Origin of the sequence: Pseudomonas sp. SJZ077, from assembly GCF_007993905.1 — a bacterium.
In the GTDB taxonomy this organism is placed as follows: domain Bacteria; phylum Pseudomonadota; class Gammaproteobacteria; order Pseudomonadales; family Pseudomonadaceae; genus Aquipseudomonas; species Aquipseudomonas mandelii.
This window is the reverse complement of sequence record NZ_VIUJ01000039.1, coordinates 1-18191: the sequence shown is the minus strand read 5'-3', so window position 1 is coordinate 18191 and position 18191 is coordinate 1. Positions and strand designations below refer to the sequence as shown.

The following is an 18191-nucleotide window of genomic DNA, read 5'->3' as shown; positions in this document are numbered from 1 at the left end:
CCGAACTCAGCAGTGAAACGATGCATCGCCGATGGTAGTGTGGGGTTTCCCCATGTGAGAGTAGGTCATCGTCAAGATTAAATTCCGAAACCCCTGTCTGCTAACGCAGACAGGGGTTTTGTCGTTTTGGCTCCTAAAAACGTCAGGTCATTATCCCCCGCGAGTCATGCCACTTCTGCGCCACACCCTTGCCCAGTGTTGATGTCCAATAAGCGCATCGAGCTCCAACGGCTCTAGAGCGCCGTTCGGCGGGAATGTCGGTCATTTCATACAAACCCCTAAGATTTCTCCGACTAGTGCCGAAAGACTAGTGAGACATGCGTGCACCAAAGTAGCGCGACCGAAGAATGCCGCCTGCGCTGTTACATGGAATGTTGCACCTGGAACGCATCCCCACTTTTTGCATAAGAAGTCCCATGAAATGAATCTCAAGTTCAGCCATAAAATCCTTCTGGCCGCCTCTGGCGTCGTGGTGCTGGCTTTTGCGTTGTTCACTTTGTACAACGACTATCTGCAGCGAAACACGATCCGGCAAAACCTCGAGTCCTCCGTCCAGCAAGCTGGCGATCTGACCGCCAGCAGCGTGCAGAACTGGATGAGCGGCCGTGTGCTGGTGCTGGAAAACCTCGCCCAGAACGTCGCTCATCAAGGCGCCAATGCGGACCTTCCCGGACTGGTTGATCAACCGGCCTTCACCTCGAACTTCCAGTTCACTTACGTCGGCCAGGCCAACGGCGTGTTCACCCAACGCCCTGACGCGAAGATGCCGGACGGTTACGATCCGCGTCAGCGTCCCTGGTACAAACAAGCCGTGGCTGCCGATAAGACCATGCTGACGCCGCCGTACATGGCCGCCGTCGGTGGGTTGGTGGTGACCATCGCCATGCCGGTGAAAAAGAACGGTGAATTGCTCGGCGTGGTCGGCGGTGATCTGAGCCTGGAGACCCTGGTAAAGATCATCAACTCGGTGGACTTCGGTGGCATCGGCCACGCGTTCCTGGTCAGTGCCGACGGTCAGGTGATCGTCAGCCCGGACAAAGACCAGGTGATGAAAAACCTGAAGGACATTTATCCAAACTCTGGCGTGCGCATCGACAAGGGCAATCAGGACGTCACCCTGAACAAGCAGGACCGCATCCTCTCGTTCACCCCGGTGAGCGGTTTGCCGAATGCCGAGTGGTACATCGGTCTGTCGATCGACAAGGACAAGGCCTACGCACCACTGAGTCAATTCCGCACTTCGGCGTTGATTGCAATGTTCATCGCCGTCAGTGTGATTGCCGTGCTGTTGAGCCTGCTGATCAACGTGCTGATGCGTCCGCTGACCACCATGGGCCGCGCGATGCAGGACATCGCCCAGGGCGAGGGCGACCTGACCCGTCGTCTGGCCGTGGAAAGCAAAGATGAGTTCGGCGAGTTGGGTGGTTCGTTCAACCAGTTCGTGGAGCGGATTCACGCATCGATTTCCGAAGTGTCCTCGGCGACCCGCCAGGTCCACGATTTGTCGCAGCGCGTAATGGCATCGTCCAACGCCTCGATCATCGGCTCCGACGAACAAAGCGCGCGCACCAACAGCGTGGCTGCCGCCATCAACCAATTGGGTGCCGCCACCCAGGAAATCGCCCGCAATGCTGCCGATGCTTCGCAGCATGCAAGCGGTGCAAGCGAGCAGGCGGATGATGGTCGTCAGGTAGTAGAGAAAACCATCCTGGCCATGACCGAGTTGTCGCAGAAAATCAGCCTGTCCTGCACCCAGATCGAAACCCTGAACGCCAGCACTGACAACATCGGGCACATTCTGGATGTGATCAAAGGCATCTCCCAGCAGACCAACTTGCTGGCGCTCAACGCCGCCATCGAAGCGGCGCGTGCCGGTGAAGCCGGTCGTGGTTTTGCGGTCGTGGCGGACGAAGTGCGCAACCTGGCGCATCGCACGCAGGAGTCGGCGGAAGAGATCCACAAGATGATCACCTCGCTGCAGATCGGTTCTCGCGAAGCAGTGACGACCATGAATGCCAGTCAGGTCTCCAGTGAAGAGAGTGTCGAAGTGGCGAATCAGGCGGGCCTGCGATTGGTCAGCGTGACGCAGCGCATCGGCGAAATCGACGGCATGAACCAGTCGGTGGCCGCGGCGACCGAAGAGCAGACGGCGGTAGTGGAAACCCTCAATGTCGACGTCAACCAGATCAACTTGTTGAACCAGCAGAGCGTGGCGAACCTCAATGAAACGTTGAAGGATTGTGATGCGTTGTCGTTGCAGGCGAACCGGTTGAAGCAACTGGTCGATAGCTTCAAGATCTGATTCGGGTCAGTTCTACTGCGTTATCGTTCTTCGCGGACAAGCCTCGCTCCTACAGGGCATGGAAAACCTTGTAGAAGCGAGGCTTGCCCGCGATAGCGGTAGAAAAGTCACCGCTGAACCAAAGCTCTACACAAACAGCTTCAACACATTATTCATCGCGTCATCCGCAAACCCCTGCACGAAATCCTTGAACCCCGGCAACGCCTCGGCACCTCCCTGCGCCGGTTCGGCAATGATGGTCCAGGTCGCCCGTGACGTGTTCGCACCCAGCGGTTCAACACTCATTGCCGCCCACAAATTGGCCACGCCCAGTGTGTTGTAAATGGTCGTCCACGTGATGTTCAACGCCTGGTCATCCCGGGAATTGAGTTGCTCGACCACCAGGTTGCCGTCCTTGAAAAATTTCTTGCGCAGCGACGACACGCCTTCGCCCGTCATCTCGATGTGCGACAGCGCCGGAATGAACTGATCGAAGCCGGCAAAGTTGCCGACCACCGCCCAGACCCGCGCGGCATCCGCCGGCACCTCCACCGAGGACACGACATGGCAGCCTTGCGGGTTTTTGATCAGGGTATCGGGTTGCAGATTGTTCATGGTCTTGCTCCATTGGGTTTGAATGAATCAGATGAAATTGATTTCTTTGAGGTAGTCGCAACCGCGACGCAGCAGTGCGGGTGATTTTTCCGGGTAGTGCGCGCCCATCTGCCGAACGCCGGCCTGGGCGTTGTCGTGGCCGATCATCGAGATGTCGCCGATGTCTTCCTCGAAGCCGTTGAGGTAGAAACCGAGTACGCCGAACAGCGCGTTGTCGCTGTCGACCCGACCCAGTTGCTGTTGCCAGTCGGCGACGCTGACCATGGAGAACTCCCGCCCCGCGTCACGGAATGACGCGACGTAATCGTCCCAACTCAGGGGCTCGGGGTTGTGCAGGTTGAACACCGCTTTTTCAGACGAATAACGGCTGGCATGGAAGCCAATGAAGCGAGCGAGAAAGTCCACCGGCATCAGGTCGAAATTCAGCGAAAACTCCGGCACCTGGCCGAGCTGGATCGAGCCCTTGAGCATCAGCATCAAGCGGTTTTTGTGCGGCTGACAGACGCCGGAGAGGCTGTTGAAGCTGATGTTGCCGGGGCGATAAAGATTGACCCGCACCCCACGTTCACGCGCTCGTTCGAGGATCCGTTCGCCGACCCACTTGGACAGGTTGTAGCCGTTTTTGATGTAGATCGGCGGCGTCTGCGCTGCGGGTAATTCCAGCACTCGGCCATCGTCGGCAATCGTGCTGGACGCCGACAGCGTGGAGACAAAATTGAAGATCTTCTTGCTGCGCCCCTCGCACAGCCGCAGGCATTCGAAAATCGGCTCGACGTTGTCCCGCGCCAGCGACTCGTAATCGAGCACGTGATTGACGTTGGCGGCGTTGTGCACCAGCGCGCCGAACTCTCGATCGAGGCGCTCGTAAACGTGCGCATCAAGCCCCAACGCCGGGCGAGTGATGTCTGCCGCGTAAACCTGCACCCGACTCAGGTCCAGGTGCTCCAGTCGGTTTTCCCGCAACGCATGAGCGAAGCGCTCAGCCGCCGATTGCCCACCGCCATCGCGCACCAGGCAGGCCACTTCAGTGACGCCCCACGCCAGCAACGCTTCGACGATGTGCACACCGACAAAACTGTTTGCGCCGGTGACGATCACCTTGTGCACATCGCCCATGCGGCTGATGGGCAGCGGCTGAATATCCAGCTCGCGAAAGGCATCCGCCAGTGCTTGCGCGCTTAGGACTTCCTCGGTGCCGGAGCCGCGCACCAACGTCGCCAGCTTCGCAATAGTCGGCAATTCAATGAAGCGATTGATCGAGATGCTGCGGCCGAATTCTTCACGCAATCGCAGCAACATCCGTGACAACAGAATCGAGTGGCCGCCCAGATTGAAGAAACTTTCGTCGGTCGAAATATCGCTGGCCGGCAACTCCAGCAGCTCAGCCCAGATCTCCAGCAACAGCGCTTCATCGGCGCTCGCGGGCAAGCGCCGTGTCGTGTTTTCGGCAACATTCACCGGCATCGCCAGCAGCGCTTTACGGTCGACTTTGCCGTTACTGGCGAACGGCATGCTCGGCAATTCAGTCCAGGCGATGGGTTGCATGTAGTCCGGCAAAAACTGCATCGCATGAGCCTTCAAGGCTTCGCGCGCGGCGCCCGTTTGGTTCTCTTGAGGTTGTGCGAGGAACGCCAGAATCCGCCGTTGGCTGTCGATAACCACCGCCACCTGGCGGTACAACTGACTGTCGCGCAGGCAGCGTTCGATCTCTTCCGGCTCGACGCGAAAGCCGCGGATTTTCACCTGATTGTCCCGCCGTCCACACAGCTCGATACCGTCGCCGGTCCATTTCGCCATATCGCCGGTACGGTAGGCGCGCAGGCGCTGGCCGTCTGGCAAGTTCATGTCCAGGTAACGTTCGGCAGTCTGCTGCGGGTTGTTCAGATAACCCAGGCACACCCCCGGCCCGACAATGTACAACTCACCGACGACCTGCTCGGCCACCGGCTGAAAAGCCTCATCGAGAATCAGCACCTGGCTGTTGGCAATCGGCGACCCGAGGGTGCGGTTGCTGTCGCCAGCGCGCAGTTGGCGCGCGGTAATCAGCACCGTGGCTTCGGTCGGGCCATAGAGGTTGTAGAGATTGCCCTGACGGGTGAGCTGCTCGATAACGTAGGGTTCGCAGACATCGCCGCCGGTCATTACATGATCCAGGACCTGCAGCTGATCCAGCGGCAGAATGCTCAACAGTGCTGGCGGTAAAAATGCATGGCTGAGGCGTTGATGGCGAATCAGCTCGACCAGTTGCAACGGATCGCGACGCTGGTCGTCGTTCGGCACGATCAGTTCGGCGCCCTGAAGCAGGGTCGGGAAAATATCGATCAGCGACGAGTCGAAACTCAACGACGAAAACTGCAAGGCCCGACTGTGTTCGGTCAGCTGCACATAGTCGGCATACCACGCGGTGAAGTGCGCGAGATTAGCCTGGCTGAGTAGCACGCCTTTGGGATGCCCGGTGGTGCCCGAGGTATAGAGCGCCATGCAGGGCGCGTCGAGAGCGGGGCGCTGGCGCATCAAGGGTTGACCGAGGGCGACGTCAGCGAAGTCGATGCGACTGATGTCCAGCCCCGGCATTTCATCGGCGAGGGGATGCTGGCCGTCATGCAGCAACAACACCGCTCCTGCATTCGAAAGGATGTACTGCTGACGTTGCAGTGGATGGCTCGGCTCCAGCGGTAAGTACACCGCGCCGCTGCCCAGAATCGCCAGGATCCCTGCATACAACGCACTGCATTTCGGCAGGCAGATCCCCACCACCAACGGGCCTTGATGCTGTGCGAGCAACGGCAGCAAGCGTTGCTGGATCGCACGGCTCTGGGCGTGTAATTGCCGATAACTCAGCGATGTGCCGTCGATGTTCAGCGCAGGTCGTTCGGCGGACTCGATGAAGCGTTGCTGCAGACGCTCGATCATCGGGATCCGGGCGAGTTCTTGCAGCCACGGTTGAGCGGTGTTGTTGAGTTGATGAACGAACGCCAGGCGTTCTAAAAACAGCAGATTGTCCACCTGTTCAAAATGGGCTGCCGCAGCCGGTTCAGCGCAGAGAAAATACTCGGCGTCCCGGGAGAATCGACTGACCAGCAGTGAGACGTGATCCACCAGTTCCGCCACCGCTCGCAGGCGCAAGGCCTGGCCGTTTCCGCTAGGTTCACCGGCAATCGGCACGCGCGTGAACAGCGTTGATCCTTGCATGCACAGCAGGTCAATCGGCGGTAGACCGGTGACGTTTGGCACGCCAATTCCCAGTTGCAGTGTCAGATGCGGCGCATCACTCGGGACTGAAACCGCCTGGCTGGCGTCGTCAATCAGCAGATCAAACGACGGCGCCTCCTCGAACACCTCGAGCCGCAGCAGCGAATGACCCTGTTGTTCAAGTTCCAGCGCCAGGTCGGTCAAGGCCTGGCTTTGCCCAATGAGCAAAATGTCGAGACGTCTCATGATGTTCTCCTCGTTAAACCAGGTAGTCGCTGAGGGTGTCTTGCACGCACGGCGAATCCAGCAGCGAACTGCTGCGGAAAAACCGCACGATGTTGGCGACCAGCGGGTGATGACGATTGATCGGGAAGGCCAGCCCCGAGATCTCGTTCTTGAGTGCCTGGCGTGCCGCGTCGCTGATCTGCAAGGCTTCGATCAAGCGGAAATCGAAGGACTTCTGGATGTCGTTGGTCAGGTAATGCCCGATGAACACTGGCAGGATTTGCGCGATGAGCTGGCGGTCGTCTTCGCTCGCGGTGTGCCAGTAAATGCGCACCATCCGCGACCAGAACCCGGAGTGGCGGCCCTCGTCGAGCAAGTGATCGGCCATCAGGCCCTTGATCGACTGCTTGACCGTGTCGTCCTTGGCGAACGCCGCGACATCGCCGGTTACGGTGTTCTCGGCGATGGCCACGCAGATCAGTTCTACCGCGCTGCGCAGATGCTCTGGTGCGAGGGCCACGGCCGCCGGGATCGCCCGGCTCAGCTCGATTTCATCCGGCAGCTGGATTGGCGTAATGCCGGTCATGGCGACGGTCTGCTGCATGAAGTCCATGGCCACCAGCGCGTGGTAATCCTCGTCCACCACCACAGTCATGGCGTCATAGCGACAGGCAAACGGGAACGCCACGGCGAAGCGATTTTTGGCGATGCTGCGGGCGGTCTTGTCGACGATCTCGGTTTCGAAAATCACCACGTCGTTGATGAATTTGTAGAGCGTCTGCACCAGCGCGAAGTCCCGTTGTTCCGGGCATTCGCGCAGGAAGGTCTCGCTCAGCACCAACGGTTGGCGGCTCAACGGATAGATCAGCTTGCCGTCGTTCTCCAGCACACGCCGGGGGCGGGTGCGGATGGTCGCGCGACTTTCCCAGGCGTCGGCGAAGGATTGGTAGTCGGCGGCGTTCATGCGTTCACCTCCGCAACCGGTTCGCTCATGCTCAGGCGCAGGCCGTCCCACAATGCAATGCGACTTTCCACGGCGGCAATGGCGCTGGCGTAGACGTCTGCTTCGCGTTGCGGATCGCCGTCGACCAGCCGGGCGAGAAGTTTTTCAGCGGCGGGGCCGTGGTCCTCGGAGTCGACTTCGATGTGCCGCTCCAAGTAGTAGCGGAAGGTGGGCGCCTGCTCGATGCCGATGCCCCAGTCGTCGAGAATCCGTTGGAACATCTGCGGAATAACGCTCTCACGACCGTGCAAAAACGCTGCGGCAACGCTGTGTCCCGGCGCATGCAGCGCGGTGTGCAAGGTGTGCCGTACAAACTGCGCAGCCGCCGGATCGACATCAACGCTTTGCAGCGCCACGTCGTAACTCACGCCTTCTTGTTGCAACGCCACGAAGCGTTCCACGGCCGCCGTGCTGGCACCGACTTCGCGCATCGCATCCAGGTACAACTCGAAATGACTGTAATGACCTTGGGCCGGGCGATCATCGGACTCTTCACCCAGCACAATCTCATTGATAAGACGCGCGGCCTGCGGATCTCGCGGCGGCAACCAGGGCAGTTGGACGCAGGTCAGTTCCTGTTGCAGGCGTTTGGTCAGCGACATGAAATCCCACACCGCAAAGACATGGGTTTCCATGAACCGTTGAAGTACCGACAGCGAATGTATTTCAGAAAAGATCGGGTGTGCACTAAGTTCTGCTTTCTTCTGGTTGAGTCGGTCTTTATTCGTTTTCATGAGCGAGCCTATAAGTGATCTGAAATGCCGTTAAGGGTGTTGTGATCAATAAGTGACGGTCGTCTAACGTTTTTGTTGGCGAGCGAATGCCTCAACTAAATTGATCTCATTAAGTGCGATACAGTCGTTTGGGTGCCGGATTTGCTGGCGGCGGAGAAAAACTAATACACGAATAAAGTATCGGGCAAGTTATTTTTATATTATTTGAAAGTTTAACTTTCTTGAACGCGACAAGTTCTAATAAAACTATAAGTATCAGTTTTATTTGGGCGTAGTTGCTCCTTTCGGCGAAGTATCGTCAAAATTCAAATGAAGAGTGAATGCCTCACTCAAAGCAACTTTCAAAGTTGTTCCGTTGAATGCTTCAAGGGGGTGGAAGTTGGCTGGGATTGACGCCGGTGCTTCCTTTCCCGTGACAAGACTCCTTCCGTAGGTTCTTGGTGCGAGGACTGTGCCGCCATGGCGGCGCGTCGCCCGTTCATTATTCGTTGGCAGCCCAAGATTGAGCGTAAATCACGGCCGCCGCTATCGCCCGGCCGTCATCTTTGCTCGCGTATTGATGGAACCTGAGGGAGGCGAATCGAAGGCAGGCTTGGGGTGGGGGCGTGCGGTGGCTGAAGCGGGGATGTGTAAGTAGATTATTCACAGCAAGCGCGGCGCGCAGTTCGAACTGCGCGCCCAGGCTTGGCGCCGGGAGTTACCTGGGGGTTTTCTTGTTAAGCGCTTCGGGGCTGTTGAGGTAGCGCGTGATGACCTCGACACCGCGATTGAGGTGATGCTCGAGCAGCTTGACCGCACGCTCGACGTTGCGGTCTTCGGCGGCCAGCAACAGCGCTCGGTGGTCTTCCTGGGACAACTTGCCCAAGCCCATGGCTTCCAGATTAAAGCGCAGAAAGCGCTCTTCTTCGTTCAACCCGTCCTCGACCAGCCGCAATAGCCGCTGGTTAGGGGCCTTGCAATAAAGCGCCATGTGGAAGAGCCGATTGAGGCGGCCGATTTCGCTGTAATCGTGCTCCATTTCCAGGTCGTCGATATGCTTGGCTGCCCGCTCGACGTCTTCCTTTTCCAACAAGGGAATCGACAAACGCAGCGCCTCTGATTCCAACAGAATCCGTAATGCATACGTTTCGACGGCATCGCCCTGGACCAGCGGTGCAACCACCGCGCCTTTATGGGCGATAACGTTGAGCAGCGCCTGGGCTTCAAGTTGGCGCAAGGCTTCACGCACCGGCATGCGGCTGACGCCGAACAGGTCAGCCAAATCTTGCTGGCGCAACGCGGTGCCGCAGGGAATGCGCCCGTCTAGAATGGCCGATCGCAGGGTTTCTTCGATCACCGAGCGTGCCAAGTGAGCGGGAATCGGCCCGTTGACCTTGATACTGCTGAGGGGGTTGGGCTTCTGTGTCACAACTACGCACCCTGATTGGCTGAAATATTTGGATCCAAATGGACACTAGTGACTGCCATGCAGCTTGTCAAACGGACAAAAGACCGCAGCCCGCGACGTTTCATGTCACCTACCATTCAAAGTCTAGCGCGTTGCCAGTGATTGCACCGTGCCATTGTCTTTTAACGGGCTAACCTGCACCATCAACCGAATTTCACCTGCCTGACCTGGATGCCTCGCATTGGCGGTACGTTTCGCGATCCCTCGGACTTTGCGCTGGCTGTGCTGCGCGTTGCTGCTGGCTGGCGCCATGCTGGGCGGGCTGCATGCCGATTGGGATTTTTCGCTGATCAGCCGCAAGGCGCAGGCCTTGTATGGGCCATTGGGTGACGGGAAGCCGCGCATCGATGCCTGGCAGCATCTGCTGGCCACGCAGAAGCAGGCCAGCGAGCTGGAACAGCTCAATGTGGTCAACCAGTTTTTCAACAAGCAGGTGCGTTACGTTGAGGACATCGACCTTTGGCATGAGGTCGATTATTGGGAAACACCCATCGAAGCCCTGTGGAAGGGCGCCGGCGACTGCGAAGACTATGCGATCGCCAAGTACTTCAGCCTGCGCCATCTCGGCGTTTCCAGTGACAAGCTGCGCATTACCTACGTCAAGGCGTTGCGCCTGAACCGGGCGCACATGGTGCTGACTTACTATTCGAGCCCCGAGGCCATGCCGCTGGTGCTCGACAGCCTGATCGATGCAATAAAACCGGCCAGCCAACGAACCGACTTGCTGCCGGTCTACTCTTTCAATGCCGAAGGGTTGTGGTTGCCGGGCGCCAAGGGCAACAAAAAGGTCGGAGATACCAAACGCCTGTCTCGCTGGCAGGACGTGTTGAAGAAAATGCAGGCCGAAGGTTTTCCGGTCGAGACGACTAACTAGGAGCACGCGCTCAGATGTCTTTGTTCAAACAGCTGTTGATCGCTATCTGTCTGTTCCTGGTGGTCGCCTTCACCGGCAGCTTCATGGTCAGCCTGGAAAGCTCTCGGACCCAGTACGTCAACCAGTTGCGCTCCCACGCCCAGGACGCTGCGACGGCATTGGCGCTGTCCCTGACGCCGAACATCGACGACCCGGCGATGGTCGAGTTGCTGGTCAGTTCGATCTTCGACAGCGGCTATTACGCGAGCATCCGCGTGGTCGACCTCAAGACTGACCAGACCATCGTCGAGCGCAGCGGCATTCCAGCGGTGAACAACGTGCCGGACTGGTTCGTCAAAATGATCGGCCTGGAACCGGCCGGCGGCGATGCGCTGGTCAGCCGTGGCTGGGAACAGGCGGCGCGGGTCGAGGTGGTCAGCCATCCGATGTTCGCCTTGGCCAAGCTTTGGCAGAGCGCGTTGGGCAGCCTCGGCTGGTTGCTGATCTGCGGTGCGGTGAGCGCGGTATTGGGCGCGCTGTTGCTGCGTCGACAACTGAAGCCGCTGGATTACATGGTCAAGCAATCCCACGCCATTGCTCGCCGCGAATTCCTCAGCCTGCCGGAACTGCCGCGCACACCGGAACTGCGCCGAGTGGTGCAGGCCATGAATCAGATGGTCGAGAAGCTCAAGGCGCTGTTTCAGGAACAGGCCGAGCGCAGTGAAAAACTGCGGGTCGAGTCCTACCAGGACAACCTCACGGGCCTGGCCAACCGTCGTTATTTCGAGATGCAGTTGAACGCCCGGGTGAGCAATCCGGAGCAGGCGAGTTCGGGTTATCTGCTGCTGTTGCGGGTCAAGGATCTGGCCGGATTGAACCAGCGTCTGGGCGGTCAGCGCACCGACCAATTATTGCAGGCCGTGGGCGAGCAACTGTCCCGCGAGTGCGCCAAGTACCCGGAAACACAGAACCTCGTCACCCGGATCCGTGGCGGTGAGTTTGCCGTGCTGGCGCCGGGGCTGGTGCGCGAAGAAGCGCTGCAACTGGCGCAGAATCTGGACAGCGCCTTGGCCAGCCTGCATGCGACCGGTGCCACGGATGTGGCCTCGGTCGCGTCGATCGGTCTGGCGCCGTTTGTTCATGGCGACTCGCCCCAAGCGGTGTTGGGTTTGGGCGACCAGGCGCTGGCTCAGGCTGAAGGCCAGGGCGAACAGAGCTGGGCATGCCTCGATCACAGCGCCTCGACCAGCGTCGGGGATGACCATCACGCCTGGCATACATTGCTGGACCAGGCGCTGAATCAGCAGCGGTTTCAGTTGTATTTCCAACCGGTGGTGGCCAGCCAGGACACGCAAGTGGTGCTGCATTACAAGGTGCTGTCGCGGTTGATCGACGACGAGGGCCAGACCATTCCCGCTGGACGCTTCCTGCCGTGGCTGGAGCGCTTTGGCTGGACCGCGCGCCTGGATCGGCTGATGTTGGAGTTGGTGCTTGAGCAGATGGCCGAGCATGAAGAATCGCTGGCGCTGAACCTGTCTTCGGCGACGTTGGCCGATCCGCAGGCGCTGAATAAAGTCTTCGAGATTTTGCGTGCCCACTCCGATCTCGGACCGCGGCTGACCCTGGAAATCGGCGAGGAACAACTGCCCGAGCAAGCGATGCTGGAAGAACTGACACGGCGCCTGCGTGAGCTTGGGTTCTCGTTGAGCCTGCAACGGTTTGGCGGGCGCTTCAGCATGATCGGCAACCTGGCGCGGCTGGGGTTGGCGTACCTGAAGATCGACGGCAGTTACATCCGCGCGATTGATCAGGAAAGCGACAAGCGCCTGTTTATCGAAGCGATCCAGCGAGCGGCACATAGTATTGATTTGCCGTTGATCGCCGAGCGGGTGGAGACCGAAGGGGAGTTGTCGGTGATTCGGGAGATGGGGTTGTATGGGGTTCAGGGGCAGTTGTTTGGTGAGCCGAAGCCTTGGCAGTGAAGCTTTAGGATTTGGTCGTCTGGGAGTCCGTCTTCGCGGGCAAGCCTCGCTCCTACAGGTTTACGCCAACGCACGACCTTGTAGGAGCGAGGCTTGCCCGCGAAGGCGTCAGCACAGCCAACATCGAAGGCTGAGGTTTAAATCAACCCTGTCTCATCATCATCAATCAAGTGACTCAAACCACCCAACGCCTCACGCGCCTGGGTCCGGTCCATCAGCTTGGCCTGGGCGGCGGCCGGCAGGTCGGTGACGCGGATAACGCCTTTTCTGGTCAGTACCTGGATCAAGTCGTCGAGTACCCGGATCATTTCCTGGTCGCTCGTCTTTAGCTGCTTGAGGCTTTTTTCCACAGCTTCGTTGGCGTACCAAGCCTGGATTTCATGGTTGTCGGCAGGCAGCGTTTCCGTGGCTTCGGCGTAGGCCGCGGCTTCCACGCGCACTAACTGACCTTGCGCATCTCGTTGCACGTAGAACATTGAGCATCCCTCAGAAATGAACCAGCGTCATGCTGTCAGCAGCATAGGCCAACTGGGCACGAGTATGCGGTGCGGCGACGAAATCGTCACCGGGGGGATGGGCACAAACGTGACGGCCGCCCCATAAGGGCGGCCGTTTTTCGTGGGATCAGCTGTTGTTGTGATCGACTTTGATGGTTGGGTCACTGCCGGCAATCAACGAGTTCAGGTTGGCGCTGGACCAGTTATTGCCTTCCAGTTTGATCGTCACATCCGGCGTTGCGGCCGCGGCATCGCCTGAGTTGAACTTGCCGCCGGAGCTGACTTGCAGCGACGACACGCCATCCACGGTGCTGATTTTCAGGAAGTTGTCGATGGTGCTGCCGGTTTCGCCTTGCAGCAGATCGCGCAGGTCGATGCGGTCACCTTCGCTGGCCTTGAAGTCCTTGATCACGTCGTTGCCGGTGTCGCCAGCCTTCCAGACGAAGGTGTCGGCACCCGAACCGCCAATCAGGATGTCGTTACCCTGACCGCCCATCAGCGAATCGTTACCCGAGCCGCCGAGCAGAATGTCATTGCCCTTGCCGCCGTCGAGCAGGTCGTTGCCGCCCTGACCGAAGATAATGTCATTGCCCGAACCGCCCAACAGCGTGTCGTTGCCGTCATGGGCGCCGGACACGTCGAATGCGCTGTAGTGCTCGGTGATGAACTGGTGCACGTTGCTGGTGGTGACTTTGCTGACGTCCACACCGGTTTCTTTGGAGACGAACGCCTGCATCGCCTGGTAACCCTCGCCGGCGATGCCGTTGAAGCTCACCAGGTCGCCGAACAGGATGTCGTTACCATTGCCGCCATTGACCGTGTCGGCACCCGGCATGGTCGCTTCGGTGTGACCGATGATCGAGTTGGCCAGGTCTTTCGGATCAATGTTGGTTTGCGGCGTCTTGTCCGAGTCGTATGGCTTGAGGTCGCTGAGGGTGACGTCTTTGTTCAGGCCGATGGCTTCAACCGTCGACACCTTGTCCAGCAGCGCGAAACCGTTGGTCGAGTTGTCGATGGCGCTAGAGCCAGTGCTGCTGCCGTTGCCGTCGCGATAGGACAGCTCGTATGTGCCGTTGCCCTCAGCGCGAATGGTGCCCAGTTCGGAACTGCTCCAGTAACCGCCCCACGAGTTCTTGTACGTCTGCAGCGTGACGGTGCCGGAGTTATCGATGCTCAGGTAGTGAGTGCTGTCCAGATAACCGGAGTAGGTCTGCCCCAACTTGTAATTGGTGGTGGTGACCACATCATCGAGCTTCACGTTGCCGAACAGGGTCGGGTTGGTCTGCTCACCGCTCTGGTAGTAGGTCGGCTTGCCATCGGTGATGAAATACGTGAGGTTTTTCGCCCCGGTGTTGGCCATGGCGTCGGCACTCTGGAACCAGTTCGCCGTGGTTTTGAATACGTCTTCGTAGTTGGTGCCGCCGCCCGACGACATGGAATCCAGCACCGCTTTTAGCAGGATCAGTGCATTCGGATCGTTCAGGTTCACCGAGACAGACTTATTGACCTGGTTATCGAAGTCCGCAAGGAAGATGTTCACCGTCCCGGAATTACCACCCATGCTCTGTTTGAGGGTGTTGAATACCGAGGTCAGCGAGTCCTTGGCGGCGCTGATCGACGAGGCGCTCATGCTGCCCGAACTGTCGACCATGAAGGCGATGTTGTAGTTGGTGCCCGGCACCACAGTCAGCCCGCCGATGTCGGCGACCATGATGTCGTTGCCGTCGGTGCCGGTGATGGTGTCATCGGCCGCCGTGGCTGTAACGGCGTTGTAGACCGCCGGGTAAACCGTGACCTGGATTGTCGCGGTGCTGGCCGCAGAGCCGCCGAGAACTTCGGTGGAGGTCGAGGTCACGGTCAGGTTGAACTGGCCGTTGTAGTACGGCGGCGGGGTCACGGTCAGGGAGCCGAGGTTCCAGCCGGTGACGTTGGCCTCACCCGACGAGGTGCTGGCGGTGAAGGTGTGGCCGGCGCCATCGGTGAGCACGGAGCCCGCCGGGATGCCGCTGATCTTCACGACCAGGCTTTCGGAGCCGTCGGTATCCGTGAGCGCAGTTTTGATCGCAGACAGGTGAACGCTGGTGCCTTCGGCCGCTTCGTTGAGCTTGTAGCCGTCGTAGTAGCCTTCGCCGTTGGTGCCGTGCAGGTCGGAAACCGTCACGCCGGAAGCGGCCAGATCTGCCACGCCGGTGTACAGCGGCACACCAGCGCTGCTCAGGTCGACCGCCGCGCCGCCGTTGACCGACAGGTTGACGTCGTAGCTGCCCGGGCCGCTCTGGTTGTGGTGGTAGATATCCAGGGTGTAGTAGCCGCTGGCGGTCGGGGTGAACGAACCGCTCAGGTTGCCGCCCGCGCCCCAGAGCGCGCTGGCCACGTTTTTGCCGCCGATGGTCACGAGCAGGCTGTCATCGCCGGTGCCGCTGAAGCTGTAAGTCTTGCCGGCTTCAAGGTAGATCAGGCCGGACGTTTTTGATGCGGTGCCAGCGGTCACGCTGCCGTCGGACTGCACGTTGGTCACGGTAGTGCTGCTGTTCGGTTTGCCGGCCGCATCGATCACCGACTTCAGCGTGTTCGACGCCGCGCCGCTGCCATCAGTGCCGAGGCCCGACAGGCCGGTCCAGACTTCCTTGATCAGCCCGGTGGATTTGACACTGTTGTCCGCCACGCTCAAGGACGGCGCGTCAGCCACCGGCGTGATGTCGATCTTGATCGTGCCGATGTTGCCCAACGTCGTGCCGTCAGTAGGCTGGAACTTGATCTGTGCGTAGTCCGCCAGATTGTTGCCGACGCCGGTGCCGCCGTAGCCATTGGCGCCGGACTCGTTGGCATCCGGCAGGAAGCGCACTTTACCCGCGTCGATGTCAGCCTTGGACAGGGTCTGATTGGTCGTCACGTCGGTCCAGGTCGAACCGTTCAGGTACTGCAATTTGCCTTCGCCCGGCAGGCCGGTGATTTTTACGCCGAGGCTGGCGGCCGGACTGTCGACGTCGCTGACGCCGAAGGTCGACCAGCCGAGGATCAGCGGGGTGTCCTCAGTGCCGGTGAGGTTAACCGGCGCGGCGGTTGGCGCATCGTTCACTGCCACGACGTTGACGGTGGTGGTCGCAGTGTTGGAGTAGTTGCTGCCATCGGTCACCGTCACGGTGATGATCCGCGGCACGGTGCTCGGGTCTTCACTGCTGTTGGTGAAACTGATGTTCTTGATCTGCCGCATGTAATCGGCCAGCGTCGCATTGCCGGACAACGTCAGCGTGACGGTGCCGTCCTTGCTGTTGGCATTGATGGAGATGCCGTTGACGCTGTTGCCCAGGTTCAGCGCGTCGCCCGGTTGACGGTTGGTCAGCACGATGGTCGCGCCGGTCAGCAGGGTGCTGTCCGGGTCGGTGATTTTCAGGTCGGTGTCGCCGATCGATACACCTTGGCCCGTGGTGCCTTCGGTGAAGGTCACGTTGTAGTTGGCCCCAGTGGCGCCGCTGGAGTTGTTGGCGTCCAGGTCGAGCACGGGCGGCGCATCGTTGTCGATGATCGAAGTGCTGATGCTGCCGTTGGACGCGCTGATCGCCAGGTTCTCGAAGTTGCCGCCGGTGGCCGAGTCGATCTTGACCACGAAGTTCTCGGTGCCCTCGGTGATCCTGTTGTCCAAGGTCGCGACATTGAAATTCGCCGTGCTGGCGCCCGCCGGAATTTTCACGGTGTACACGCCGGTGAAGTCCGAACCGTCGGCGGCGGTGCCGCTGTAGGTGATCTTCAGGGTGACTTCGGTCTGCGCCGGGCTCGTCAGGCTGACGGTGTAACTGGCGGTCTGGCCCTCAGTCACCGAGGTGCTGCCGGTGATGCTGACTTCGGTCCGGTCGAGGGTGTCGGTGACGTTGGTGACGGCCGCCGCCGGGCTTTTGACCAGGTTCTCGAAATTACCACCGGTGGCGTTGCTGATGGTCGCCTGGACCGTGCCCGCGTCTTTGTAGACGTCATCGGCCGGAGCCTTGACGGTCACGGAGCCGCTGGTGGCGTTGGCGGCGATGGTGATCACTGCGCCGTTGCTCAATGTCACGGTGACCGGAGTGCCGGCGGCATGGGTCAGGTTCGCTGTGTAGACGATCGAACCGCCTTCAGCGACCGAGTCGGTTGCTGTCAGGCTAAGCGTGGTGGTGTCCGCCGAGTCGGTGACCGAGGTGTCCGCCGACTTGCCATCGACGTCGAGCTTCTCGTAATTGCCGCCCTTGGCGTCGTCGATTTTGACGCTCAGGGAGCCGCCACCGGCCAAGGCATCGTTCGGTGCGATGAAGTTCACACTGGCGCTGCTCGCGCCGACCGGAATGGTGATGGTCTGGTTGTTGGAGAGGGTCACGACAACCGGGGAACCGGTCACTGGCGCGGTGACGGACGCGGTGTAAACCACGATGCCGCCTTCGGCCACAGAAGAAGTCGCGGTCAGGCTGACGGTCGAAGTGTCGATCGTGTCAGTGACGCTGGTCACCGCTGCGGCCGGGTCTTTAACCAGGTTCTCAAAGTTGCCGCCAGTGGCGTCCTTGATGGTGACTTCGACCTTGCCGGCATCCTTGTAGACGTCATCGGCCGGAGCCTTGACGGTCACGGCACCGCTGGTGGCGCCGGCGGCGATGGTGATCACCGCGCCGTTCGACAGGTTTACGGTGACTGGTGTGCCAGCCGCGTTGGTCAGGTTCGCGGTGTAGACGATCGAACCGCCTTCAGCGACCGAATCGGTTGCTGTCAGGCTGAGTGTGGTGGTGTCCGCCGAGTCGGTGACCGAGGTGTCGGCCGACTTGCCGTCGACGTCCAGCTTCTCGTAGTTGCCGCCTTTGGCGTCGTCGATCTTGACGCTCAGGGAGCCGCCGCCCGCCAGGGCATCGTTTGGCGCAACGTAGTTCACGCTGGCGCTGCTCGAACCGACCGGAATGGTGATGGTCTGGCCGTTGGACAAGCTCACGACAACCGGCGAACCGGTCACTGGCGCGGTGACGGACGCGGTGTACACCACGGTGCCGCCTTCGGCCACGGACGAAGTCGCGGTCAGGCTGACGGTCGAGGTGTCGACGGTGTCGGTCACATCAGTGACCGCTGCCGCCGGGTCTTTCACCAGATTTTCGAAGTTGCCGCCAGTGGCGTCCTTGATGGTCGCTTCGACTTTACCGGCGTCTTTGTAAACGTCATCGGCCGGTGCCTTGACGGTCACGGAGCCGCTGGTGGCGCCGGCTGCAATGGTGATCACCGCGCCGTTGCTCAGGGTGACGGTGACCGGCGTGCCGGCCGCGTTGGTCAGGTTGGCGGTGTAGACGATCGAACCGCCTTCAGCGACCGAATCGGTTGCTGTCAGGCTAAGCGTGGTGGTGTCGGCCGAGTC

Annotated in this window: 9 protein-coding genes and 1 pseudogene; 3 read left to right on the top strand and 7 right to left on the bottom strand. The window is 59.9% G+C overall.

Annotated features, from left to right (window positions below):
- Positions 1–421: 421 nt before the first annotated feature.
- A complete protein-coding gene (locus FBY01_RS31305) occupies positions 422–2302 on the top strand; it encodes a methyl-accepting chemotaxis protein (RefSeq protein ID WP_145311096.1) in 1881 nt (626 codons plus the stop codon).
- 126 nt (positions 2303–2428) lie between these two features.
- Here the strand turns inward: FBY01_RS31305 and FBY01_RS31300 are convergent, their stop codons facing one another.
- The 5 genes from FBY01_RS31300 to FBY01_RS31280 form a co-directional block, all read right to left on the bottom strand.
- On the bottom strand, positions 2429–2896 hold the full coding sequence (locus FBY01_RS31300; protein WP_145311094.1) for an SRPBCC family protein: 468 nt from the start codon (positions 2894–2896) through the stop codon (positions 2429–2431).
- 27 nt (positions 2897–2923) lie between these two features.
- Positions 2924–6334: a non-ribosomal peptide synthetase gene (locus tag FBY01_RS31295; RefSeq protein WP_145311092.1), complete on the bottom strand. Its 3411-nt coding sequence runs from the start codon at positions 6332–6334 to the stop codon at positions 2924–2926.
- 13 nt (positions 6335–6347) lie between these two features.
- The gene (locus FBY01_RS31290) at positions 6348–7277 is read right to left on the bottom strand and encodes a diiron oxygenase (RefSeq protein WP_083375329.1); all 930 of its coding nucleotides are present in this window, start codon (positions 7275–7277) and stop codon (positions 6348–6350) included.
- Complete coding sequence (locus tag FBY01_RS31285) at positions 7274–8050, bottom strand: DUF3050 domain-containing protein (RefSeq protein ID WP_077750431.1); 777 nt, start codon at positions 8048–8050, stop codon at positions 7274–7276. Before FBY01_RS31285 ends, FBY01_RS31290 begins: the two co-directional genes overlap by 4 nt.
- A gap of 697 nt (positions 8051–8747) precedes the next feature.
- Complete coding sequence (locus FBY01_RS31280; protein WP_145311090.1) at positions 8748–9458, bottom strand: GntR family transcriptional regulator; 711 nt, start codon at positions 9456–9458, stop codon at positions 8748–8750.
- Between the two features lie 220 nt (positions 9459–9678).
- Between FBY01_RS31280 and lapG the strand changes: the two genes are divergently transcribed.
- Together lapG and lapD are read left to right on the top strand one after the other, a co-directional pair.
- Complete coding sequence (lapG, locus tag FBY01_RS31275) at positions 9679–10371, top strand: cysteine protease LapG (protein WP_010464935.1); 693 nt, start codon at positions 9679–9681, stop codon at positions 10369–10371.
- Between the two features lie 14 nt (positions 10372–10385).
- A complete protein-coding gene (lapD, locus tag FBY01_RS31270) occupies positions 10386–12332 on the top strand; it encodes a cyclic di-GMP receptor LapD (RefSeq protein ID WP_077750429.1) in 1947 nt (648 codons plus the stop codon).
- A gap of 137 nt (positions 12333–12469) precedes the next feature.
- Here the strand turns inward: lapD and FBY01_RS31265 are convergent, their stop codons facing one another.
- Together FBY01_RS31265 and FBY01_RS31260 are read right to left on the bottom strand one after the other, a co-directional pair.
- Positions 12470–12808 (bottom strand): hypothetical protein, encoded by a 339-nt coding sequence (locus FBY01_RS31265; protein ID WP_010464933.1) that lies wholly within the window; start codon positions 12806–12808, stop codon positions 12470–12472.
- Between the two features lie 148 nt (positions 12809–12956).
- Positions 12957–18191, bottom strand: a pseudogene (locus FBY01_RS31260) (LapA family giant adhesin); the annotation flags it as partial.